This window comes from Tepidiforma sp., assembly GCF_034433535.1.
GTDB lineage: Bacteria > Chloroflexota > Dehalococcoidia > Tepidiformales > Tepidiformaceae > Tepidiforma.
Map to the genome: position 1 here is coordinate 1 of NZ_DAOUAO010000038.1, position 8948 is coordinate 8948.

General features: G+C 69.2%; 10 protein-coding genes. 4 read left to right on the plus strand and 6 right to left on the minus strand.

Features of this window, described 5'->3' with window-relative positions; all coding sequences use genetic code 11:
• Positions 1-245: hypothetical protein (locus VAE46_RS01990; protein WP_322795231.1), on the plus strand; the 245-nt coding region annotated here is incomplete at its 5' end.
• On the opposite strand, the gene VAE46_RS01995 is transcribed toward VAE46_RS01990, so the two are convergent.
• Genes VAE46_RS01995 through VAE46_RS02005 form a run of 3 tightly spaced genes read right to left on the minus strand, consistent with a single transcriptional unit; the run spans position 205 to position 3118 of the window.
• On the minus strand, positions 205-1035 hold the full coding sequence (locus tag VAE46_RS01995; protein ID WP_322795232.1) for an ABC transporter ATP-binding protein: 831 nt from the start codon (positions 1033-1035) through the stop codon (positions 205-207). The two genes, VAE46_RS01990 and VAE46_RS01995, sit on opposite strands and share 41 nt — an antisense overlap.
• Entirely contained in the window at positions 1032-2063 is a 1032-nt protein-coding gene (locus VAE46_RS02000) for an iron ABC transporter permease (protein ID WP_322795233.1), read from the minus strand. The genes VAE46_RS01995 and VAE46_RS02000 overlap by 4 nt, the downstream gene beginning before the upstream one ends.
• 41 nt (positions 2064-2104) lie before the next feature.
• Positions 2105-3118, minus strand: a complete 1014-nt coding sequence (locus tag VAE46_RS02005) for an ABC transporter substrate-binding protein (protein WP_322795234.1) — start codon at positions 3116-3118, stop codon at positions 2105-2107.
• Positions 3119-3303: 185 nt separating this feature from the next.
• On the opposite strand from VAE46_RS02005, the gene VAE46_RS02010 reads away from it, so the two are divergent.
• On the plus strand, positions 3304-3849 hold the full coding sequence (locus VAE46_RS02010) for a flavin reductase family protein (RefSeq protein ID WP_322795235.1): 546 nt from the start codon (positions 3304-3306) through the stop codon (positions 3847-3849).
• Between the two features lie 133 nt (positions 3850-3982).
• Here VAE46_RS02010 and VAE46_RS02015 read toward each other — a convergent pair whose 3' ends face one another.
• From VAE46_RS02015 to recA, 3 genes are all read right to left on the minus strand, one after another.
• Positions 3983-5164, minus strand: coding sequence for an acyl-CoA dehydrogenase (locus tag VAE46_RS02015; RefSeq protein WP_322795236.1), 1182 nt, complete (start codon positions 5162-5164; stop codon positions 3983-3985).
• Between the two features lie 124 nt (positions 5165-5288).
• Positions 5289-5957 (minus strand): regulatory protein RecX, encoded by a 669-nt coding sequence (locus VAE46_RS02020; RefSeq protein WP_322795237.1) that lies wholly within the window; start codon positions 5955-5957, stop codon positions 5289-5291.
• A gap of 12 nt (positions 5958-5969) precedes the next feature.
• Positions 5970-7004, minus strand: coding sequence for a recombinase RecA (gene recA, locus VAE46_RS02025; RefSeq protein WP_322795238.1), 1035 nt, complete (start codon positions 7002-7004; stop codon positions 5970-5972).
• Positions 7005-7138: 134 nt separating this feature from the next.
• Between recA and VAE46_RS02030 the strand changes: the two genes are divergently transcribed.
• Together VAE46_RS02030 and VAE46_RS02035 are read left to right on the plus strand one after the other, a co-directional pair.
• Complete coding sequence (locus tag VAE46_RS02030) at positions 7139-7414, plus strand: DUF167 family protein (protein WP_322795239.1); 276 nt, start codon at positions 7139-7141, stop codon at positions 7412-7414.
• A 76-nt stretch (positions 7415-7490) separates the two neighbouring features.
• Complete coding sequence (locus VAE46_RS02035; RefSeq protein ID WP_322795240.1) at positions 7491-8879, plus strand: glycine--tRNA ligase; 1389 nt, start codon at positions 7491-7493, stop codon at positions 8877-8879.
• Positions 8880-8948: the final 69 nt, after the last annotated feature.

Sequence of the window (8948 nt, forward strand, 5' to 3'; positions counted from 1 at the left end):
CAGGTGCGGGGCTGGCGCTGGACATGGCGTTCGCGTTTACGCTGGTGCCGCGGATGGGGGTCGATGGGGCGGCGCTGGCGAGCGCGCTGGCCTACAGCGTCGCCATCCTCGGGGGGCTGGCGGTGTTCATGCGGCAGGAGGGCATCGGACCGGCCGGGGTGTTCCGGTTCGGGCGGGCGGAGCTGGAGGATTACGCGGCGCTGCTCAGCCGGCTGCGGGCGGGGTTGGCGCGCGGGCAGGGGTAGCCGCGGGGCAGAGGGCCGGGTCGGGCCGGGGGAGGGGAATGGGCAGTCCGGTATCGGGGTCGGGCAGGGTCACCATGGGGACCCCGAAGACGGCTTCGAGGGCAGCGGGCTGGAGGACTTCGGCGGGCGGGCCATCGAAGGCAAGGTTGCCCCCGGAGAGGGCGATAACCCTCCCGGTGAAGCGGGCCGCGAGGTGGAGGTCGTGGAGGACGGCGACCACGGTGATGCCGCGGGCGTTGAGGCGCCGGAGGAGGTGCATCACTTCGACCTGGTGGGCGACATCGAGGAAGCTGGTGGGCTCATCGAGGAGGAGGACGCGCGGCTCCTGGGCGAGGGCCATGGCGATCCAGGCGCGCTGACGTTCGCCGCCGGAAAGGGAGCCGAGCTGGCGGTCGGCGAGTTGGGCGGCATCGGTCGCGGCGAGGGCCCACTCGACGGCTTCGATATCGCGGCGGGTGATGCGCTGGAGGAGGCCCTGGTGGGGGTAGCGCCCGCGGAAGGCCAGTTCGCGAACGGTGAGGTCGAGGCCGGCGGATGGCGCCTGCGGGAGGATGGCGAGGACGCGGGCGACCTGACGGGTATTGAGCTGGCGGATATCGCGGCCATCGAGGAGGACGCGGCCGGCGGCGGGCGGGTGGAGGCGGGCCAGCCCGCGCAGGAGCGTGCTCTTCCCGCTGCCGTTGGGGCCGACGATGGCGACCATTTCGCCCGAGGCGATGGTGAAGGAGACGTCGCGGACGACGGTGCGGGGTCCGTGGGCGAGGGTGAGGTGTTCGGCAGCGAGGTTCATCGGAAGCGGACCAGGTAGAGGAGGAACGGTGCGCCGATGAAGGCGGTGATGATGCCCATCGGCAGTTCGGCCGGGCGGATGATGAGGCGCGCGCCGAGGTCGGCGGCGACCACGAGCAGGGCGCCGTAGAGCGCGCTGAAGGGGATGACAAGGCGGTTGTCGCTGCCGACGGTGGCGCGGGCGATGTGCGGGCAGACCAACCCGACGAATGAGACGAGGCCGGCAATCGAGACCGCGGCAGCGGTAAGCAGACCGACGCAGGCAAGGACGAGCAGCCGGGTGCGGTCGGTGAGGAGGCCGAGGCCGGCGGCGACATCGTCACCGAGGGCGAGGATGTTCAGGCGGCCGGCCAGGAGGACGGCGCCGAGGAGGCCGGCAGCTGCCCAGGGGAGGGCGGCCCAGAGGTCGCGCCACTCGGAGCCGTAGAGGCCGCCGGCGAGGAAGCCGAGGCTGGTCTGGAGGAACGTGCGAGAGCTGGCGAGCAGCCCGACGATGATGGCACCGAAAAAGGCCGAGAGCGCCACGCCGGCAAGGGTGAGGCGAAGCGGGGAGACAGCCCCGCGCCATGCGATGACGTAGAGGATGGCGGCGCCAGCGAGGCCGCCGAAGGCGCAGGCGGCGGCGATGGCCCACTGGGGCGCCTGGGGGTCGCGGACGATGAGGGCGGCGCTGGCGAGCCCGCTGGCGGCGGTCACCCCGAGGATGGTGGGGTCGGCGAGGGGGTTGCGGGTCACGCCCTGGAGCAGGGCGCCCGCGACGGCAAGGCCGGCACCGACGACCATGGCATCGAGCAGGCGGGGGTAACGGATCTGCCAGACGACGTTGCGGGCGAGGGGGTCGGAGGTGGAGGTGAGGCCTGTCCAGGTCTCGCGGAAGGTGAGGCTGATGGCCCCCTCTTTCAGGCTGGCGAAGCCGATGACGGCCAGCAGGACGGCGACCACGCCCAGCGCGACCAGTGGCCGAAGGACAGGCCGGGGGAACGCCCCGGCTGGGGCGCTCCCCCGGATGGTGAGGTCTTCGGCGGGCATGGCTGCCATGGTACGTGCCGGCGGCGGAGCCGCCACGGGGATTACTGGCCGGCGACCGCTTTGGTGATGGCCTCGAAGGCGAGCTTCACCCGCGGGCCGGGCGCCTGGACGAACAGTTCGACGTCCGTATCGACCACGTGGTTGCTGGTCACGGCCTTGAGGCCGCGGAACGGCGGGATGGTGGGGATGAGGGTGGTGAGGCGGGGAGCCGGCGGCGGGGCAGGGGTAATGGCGAAGATGTAATCGGGGTTGAATTCGATCACCTTCTCGGGCGGGATGGTGGCGTAGCCGGGGAAGGGACCGGAATCGGGGAGCGCGTCGGCCGGGTTGGTGATACCGAGCTGCTTGAGGATATCGCCGGTGTAGCTGGTGCTCTTGGCGGCGTAAAGGGTCTGGTCGCGGTCGGCCAGGACGGCGATGGCGGTCACGTTCTTGCCGGCCAGCGCCTTCTTCGCGTCATCGAGCGACTTCTGGATATCAGCGATGGCCTGCTCGGCGGCTGGCTGTGCGTTGAGGGCCTGCCCGACAAGGCGGAGCCCGTCGAGGACCTGCTGGTAGCTATTCGCGCCGGCGAAGATGACCGGGACAGGCAGCTGTTCGATCGGCTGGCGGAGGTTGGGCTGGGCGTGGATGACGGAGTCGGCGATGACGAGGTCGGGCTTCAGGGCGAGGATGGCTTCGAAGGAGGGCTGGTAGGCGGTGCCGACTTCCGTGGCCTGCTTCGCCGCCTCGGGGTAGAGGGCGCTGGCGGCGCGGCCCTGCACGGTCTTGCCGACGGCGTAGACGAGTTCGACGGCGGTCGGGCTGATGGCGACGATGGTCTTCGGTTCGGACTTGATTTCGACCTTGCGGCCGAGCATGTCGGTGACGGTCACCGGGTAGGCCGCGGCCTGAGTGGGCGAGGCCGCCGGCGAGGCAGCGGCGGTGGCGGTTGCTGCCGGGGTGGGCGTCGCCTCGTCGTCGTCATCGCCGCCGCAGGCCGCGAGGGCGAGCGACGAGGCGGCGATGGCGGAGGCGGCCAGCAGGAGCATCAGGCGTCGGAGTGAAACTTTCATACTTCTCAAGGATTCCTTTCCGGTGCTGAAAGGCTGAGGTTTCTTCCAGTATACGAAGCCGCGGCATCCCGTCACGGTAAGGGAAAGGGAGGGCGGCGGGATGACTGCGCCTAGGCGCGCGCGGTGCGACGATCGTGAGCGGGGGAGAATCCACGCAGGAGTCGATGAGGGTGAGCCATCCTGAGATGCCGTCGTTGCCGGGTACGCCAAAGGAGCTGGAGGGAGTCGAGAAGGCGTTGCTTGCGCTTTCGTACGGGGTCCACGTCATCGGTTCGCGGAGCAGCGACGGGACGCTGAACGCCATGCTGGCCGACTGGGTGATGCAGGTGTCGTTCCGGCCGCGGCTGCTGGCGGTTTCGATCGAAAACGACGCGCGAACGCTGCGGTTCATCCGCGAGACGAAGGTGTTCACGGTGAACCTGCTGCACCAGAAAGATGGGGTGGATATCGCGCGGAAGGTGGTGATGCCTTCGGAGGCGAAGAAGGTGAAGGGCCGCTCGGAGGAGCTGGCCTCGAAGGTGATCGACAAACTTGCGACGATCCCTTACGGGCTGCACGAGAACGGCTGCCCGGTCCTCGACCAGGCGCTCGGGTGGATCGCCTGCAACGCGGTGGAGTTCTTCCCGGTGGGAGACCACACCCTGGTGATTGGGGAGTGCGTGGACGGGGAGCGGCTGCGGCCCGGCGAGATGCTGATCGAGCGGGAGCTGGGCTGGGAGTACGGGGGGTAGGCCTGCGCAGGCCGGGGACCGGGCGGAGCCCGGGTGCCGCTGCTCTACCCGCATCCAAATTCATGCGCATGAACGAACAGCGCCCGGCAGCAGTGCTGCCGGGCGCGTCGCTGTTGCTCGACGGAGTGCCAGCTCAGTCGCGGGGAAGGCCGAGGCCGCGCTGGGCGATGATGTTGCGCTGGATTTCGCTGGAGCCGGAGTAGATGGTCGGCGCGACGTTGACGAGGTGCCCCTTTTCGAACACGCCATTCGCGACGGCGTACTTCGAATCGGGCTCGAGGGCGCCGGCCGGGCCGAAGAGGTTCACGCCGAAGTTGGTGATGCGCTGGGCGAGCTCGGTGGCGTAGACCTTGATGACCGAGGCCTCGTAGTTCGGGATGCGGCCGGCTTCCTGCATCCAGGCGATGCGGTAGGCGAGCAGGCGGCCGGTTTCGTTGGCAACCCAGAGGTCGGCGAGGCGGTGGCGGAGGATGTCGCGGTAGGCCTCTCCGGTGCGGCGTTCGCGCCAGAGCTGCATGAGCAGTTCGAGCTGGCGCTGGTTGGCGGCGATGGAGGCGACGTTGGAGCGCTCGAAATCGAGCAGCGTCATGGCAACGTACCAGCCGCGGTTCTCCTCTCCGACGCGGTTGCGGACGGGGACGCGGACGTCCTCGAAGAAGACCTCGTTGAATTCGTGGTACCCGGCCATGTTGACGAGGGGCCGAACCGTGATGCCGGGCGTTTTCATATCGACGAGGAGGAAGGAGATGCCCTTGTGCTTGGGCGCGTCCGGGTCGGTGCGGACGAGGAGGAAGCACCAGTCGGCGTGGTGGGCGCCGGTGGTCCAGATCTTTTGGCCGTTGACGACGTAGTCATCGCCGTCGCGGACGGCGCGGGTCTGGAGCGAGGCGAGGTCGGAGCCGGCGCCGGGTTCGGAGTAGCCCTGGCACCAGATGTGCTCGCCGCTGGTGATCCTGGGGAGGTAGTAGCGCTTCTGCTCTTCGGTGCCGTGGATGATGAGCGTGGGGCCGATCATGCCGACGCCGAAGCCGCGCGTGCCGGTATCGGGCGCACCCCAGTAGCCGAACTCTTCGTTGAAGACCATCTGCTCGTAGATGGAGGCGCCGAGGCCGCCGTACTCCTTCGGCCAGGCCGGGGCGATCCAGCCGCGCTCGGCGAGCTTGCGGTTGAACTCGCGGGCGAACTCGAACTCTTCGTCGGTGCGGGTGCCGAGCTGCTCGCCACCTTCGTCAGCGCGGGAGCCGAGCGTTTCCTGCAGGAATTTGCGGACTTCTGCCCTGAGGGCTTCTTCCTTTTCGCCGAATCGCAGTTCCATGGGGTAGGGAAATCCTCCGGGGCAGCGGGCTCAGGCCTGCCGGGCCCCTCCAGCGTGTGCAGCGGGATTCTGCCAGATATGGGGCGGGATGGGTACTTTCGCGGGCGCCCCGGGGTCGCGCTGCTTACGCGCCGGGCGGGGGCTGGTGCTGCTGCAGCTCGGCCCAGGCACGGCGGAGCGCTTCGGCAGTCACCTGGTAATCGAAGCCGCGGCGGCGGAGGAAACCGCCGACCTTCGCGAGGAACTCCTCGTGGGGGAGGCCGGTGTAGCGCTGGCCGCGCCGGAGGGCGAGGCGGGTGGCGGTCTCGAGGTCATCGATGCCGTCGACCGCGGCGTCCACAGCCTCCGGGTCGATGCCGCGGCCGAGGAGTTCGTAGCGCAGCATGGCGGTGCCGCGGGGCGAGACACGCTTGCGGTCCTCGACCCAGGCGCGGGCGAAGCGCTGGTCATCCAGCAGGCCGGCGCCGCGCAGGCGGTCGATTTCAGCGGCGATGGTGTCGGGGTCGAAGCCGCGCAGGGCGAGGCGGGTGCGCATTTCGTGCTCGGAGCGCGGCCGCGCGTCGAGCAGGCGCAGGGCGGCTTCGTGGGCGTTGGCGCGCCGCTCCTCGCGCTCGAGCGCCTCGAGGAGGTCGGCATCGGCGGTCATGCCGACCTGGACGCCGACGCGCTCGCAGGCTTCATCGGAGAAGACCAGCTCGCGGCCATCGCTGAGAGTGACGATGCGACGGCGCCGGCTCCCGGGCGGCGTGATGGCGATGATCAGGGGTTCCGGGGGACTGTGGTGCTCGTCCATAGGGCCGGGGAACTAGCGTTCCACCAGCTGCTCTCCTTTTGTGGCACGTACCGGCAGGCCGGCCTGCCGGCGGATTTCATTTTCGATTTCGAGGGCGAGGTCGGGGTTATCTTCGAGGAACTGCTTTGCGTTTTCGCGGCCCTGCCCGATGCGGAGGTCGCCGTAGCTGTAGAAGGCGCCGCTTTTGGTCAGGATCCCGTGCTCCACTCCCAGGTCGACGATATCGCCGGAGCGGGAGATGCCCCGCGGCTGCTCAAACATGATATCGAACTCGGCCTGGCGGAAGGGAGGCGCGACCTTATTCTTGACGATCTTGGCTTTGACGCGGCGCCCGACGATATCGGGGCCGCGTTTGATGCTATCGACGGGGCGGATATCGATGCGGACGGAGGCGTAGAACTTCAGGGCGCGGCCGCCGGGGGTCACTTCGGGGTTGCCGAAGACGACGCCGACCTTCTCGCGCAGCTGGTTGATGAAGATGACGGCCGTGCTGGTGCGAGCGATGGTCGCGGTCAGCTTGCGCAGCGCCTGGGACATGAGGCGCGCCTGGAGGCCGACGTGGGCATCGCCCATTTCGCCTTCGATTTCGGCGCGGGGGACGAGCGCGGCTACGGAGTCGACCACGATGACATCGACGGCGTTGGAGCGGACGAGCGTTTCGCAGATTTCGAGGGCCTGCTCGCCGGTATCGGGCTGGGCGACGAGCAGGTCTTCGAGCCGGATGCCGAGGTCGCGCGCGTAGCCGGGGTCCATGGCGTGCTCGACGTCGATGTAGGCCGCGGTCCCGCCCATCTTCTGGGCCTCAGCCATCACGTGCTGGGCCAGGGTGCTCTTACCGGCGGATTCGGGCCCGAAGATTTCGGTGACGCGGCCGCGCGGGATGCCGCCCACGCCGAGGGCGATATCGAGGGCGAGGGAGCCAGAGGAGATGACCTCGGTCTGGTTCGCCTCGGCGTCGCCGAGCTTGATGATGGCGCCGCGCCCGAACTGCTTCTCGATCTGAGAGAGCGCGAGTTCGAGGGCGCGGGCGCGGTCTGCATCTGCCATGGGTTCACCCGCCGGGGTAGCGTACGGGCCCGGATGATAGCATCGTGGCGGCCCGTCGTGGTGCATCATAGCGAGCAACGAACGCATGTTCTAGGGGCGATGGCCGCCACCTGTCGTCGTCTTTGGGGGAGCGAATGGCACGGCTGACGGTGCGGGTCACCCCGCGGGCGGGCCGGGATGCGGTGGAGGGGTTCGATGCGGCCGGGGCGCTGCGCATCCGGGTGCGGGCGGCGCCTGCGGATGGCGCGGCGAACGCTGCGGTGGCGCAGCTGCTCGCCCGGGCGCTCGGGCTGCCGGGCCGGGAGGTGGTGCTCGTGGCCGGCGCGAGAGCCCGCGTGAAGGTCTTCGAGGTGCCGCTCAGCGAGCCGGAGCTGCGCGCGCGGCTGGAGGCGCGGGGGCACGGCGGCTAAGCCGATTCCGGGGTAACGTTGAGGAACGTCGGCGCGTCAGCCGGGCGCGCCGAAGCTGCCTGTGAGGATTCCGCTCATGCCTGCGACCGACCTCGAAACGATCGTCTCCCTCGCGAAGCGGCGGGGATTCGTCTTCCCGTCCGCGGAGATCTACGGCGGTTTCGCCAACGCTTACGACTACGGCCCGCTCGGGGTGGAGCTGAAGCGCAACATCCGCGAGGCGTGGTGGCGCTCGATGGTGATGGAGCGGGACGACGTGGTCGGGCTGGATGCAGCGCTGATCACGAACCCGCAGGTGTGGGTCGGGAGCGGCCACGTTGCGAACTTCACCGACCCGCTGGTCGACTGCAAGCGCTGCCAGCGCCGCTTCCGGGCCGACCACCTGGAGGAGGGGGCGTACGGCGAGGTGCAGCGGGACGCAGCGGGGCGGCCCCTCTGCCCGTACGATGGGGGCGAACTGACCGAGCCGCGCCAGTTCAACATGATGTTCCGCACCCAGGTAGGCCCGGTGGCCGATGAGGCGAACATCGCCTACCTGCCGCCCGAGACGGCGCAGGGCATCTTCGTGAACTTCGAGAACGTGCTGCAGGCTACCCGCAAGAAGCTGCCGTTCGGCATTGCGCAGACGCGGGTGAGCTTCCGCAACGAAATCACCCCCGGGCGGTTCATCTTCCGGACGCTCGAGTTCGAGCAGATGGAGATGGAGTACTTCTGCAAGCCGCCGGCCGACCGGGAGAACCCAACGGAGTACCTGGCGCTCCACCGGCAGTGGGTCGAGGAGCGGCTGCGCTGGTACATCGAGGTGATCGGCATCGCGCCGGAGCGGCTGCGGCTGCGGGACCACGAGAAGGACGAGCTCTCGCACTACAGCGCGGCGACGACCGATATCGAGTACCTCTTCCCCTGGGGATGGGGCGAACTGGAGGGCATCGCGGCGCGGACCGATTTCGACCTCAGCTCGCACGCGAAGCTGAGCGGCCACCCGCTGACCTACTTCGATGAGGAGACCGGCGAACACGTGGTGCCGTGGGTGATCGAGCCGGCGGCCGGCCTGACGCGGACGCTCGCGGTGACGCTGCTCGATGCTTACACTGAGGAGCCGGACGAGAAGGGCGAGAAACGGGCGGTGCTGAAGTTCAAGCCGCGTATCGCGCCGATTAAGGTGGCGGTGCTGCCGCTTTCGAAGAACGACGCGCTGCGTCCAACCGCCCGGCGGGTATACGACATGCTTCGGCCGATCTGGATGACGCAGTATGACGAGACCCAGTCGATTGGCCGGCGCTACCGGCGCCAGGACGAAATCGGCACCCCCTGCTGCGTGACGATCGATTTCCAGACCGTGGGGGAGGACGGCAAGGACGGGGACGACGCCGTGACGATCCGCGACCGGGACACGCAGGAGCAGGTGCGCGTGCCGATTAGCGGGCTCATCGACGCGCTGGCTGAACGCCTCCCGCGCTGCTAGCCGTCCGGGGGACACCGCCCGGCGGGGCCGACCGTCAGCTGACGGTCGGCCCCGCCGGGCGGTGTCCCC

What these genes read in the sequence shown, in the direction of transcription:
- VAE46_RS02005 (WP_322795234.1), bottom strand. Translation starts at nt 3,118, where the DNA reads ATGAAAGTTTCACTCCGACGCCTGATGCTCCTGCTGGCCGCCTCCGCC.
- VAE46_RS01995 (WP_322795232.1), bottom strand. Translation starts at nt 1,035, where the DNA reads ATGAACCTCGCTGCCGAACACCTCACCCTCGCCCACGGACCCCGCACC.
- VAE46_RS02035 (WP_322795240.1), top strand. Translation starts at nt 7,491, where the DNA reads ATGCCTGCGACCGACCTCGAAACGATCGTCTCCCTCGCGAAGCGGCGG.
- VAE46_RS02000 (WP_322795233.1), bottom strand. Translation starts at nt 2,063, where the DNA reads ATGCCCGCCGAAGACCTCACCATCCGGGGGAGCGCCCCAGCCGGGGCG.
- VAE46_RS02010 (WP_322795235.1), top strand. Translation starts at nt 3,304, where the DNA reads ATGCCGTCGTTGCCGGGTACGCCAAAGGAGCTGGAGGGAGTCGAGAAG.
- VAE46_RS02030 (WP_322795239.1), top strand. Translation starts at nt 7,139, where the DNA reads ATGGCACGGCTGACGGTGCGGGTCACCCCGCGGGCGGGCCGGGATGCG.
- VAE46_RS02020 (WP_322795237.1), bottom strand. Translation starts at nt 5,957, where the DNA reads ATGGACGAGCACCACAGTCCCCCGGAACCCCTGATCATCGCCATCACG.
- VAE46_RS02015 (WP_322795236.1), bottom strand. Translation starts at nt 5,164, where the DNA reads ATGGAACTGCGATTCGGCGAAAAGGAAGAAGCCCTCAGGGCAGAAGTC.
- recA (WP_322795238.1), bottom strand. Translation starts at nt 7,004, where the DNA reads ATGGCAGATGCAGACCGCGCCCGCGCCCTCGAACTCGCGCTCTCTCAG.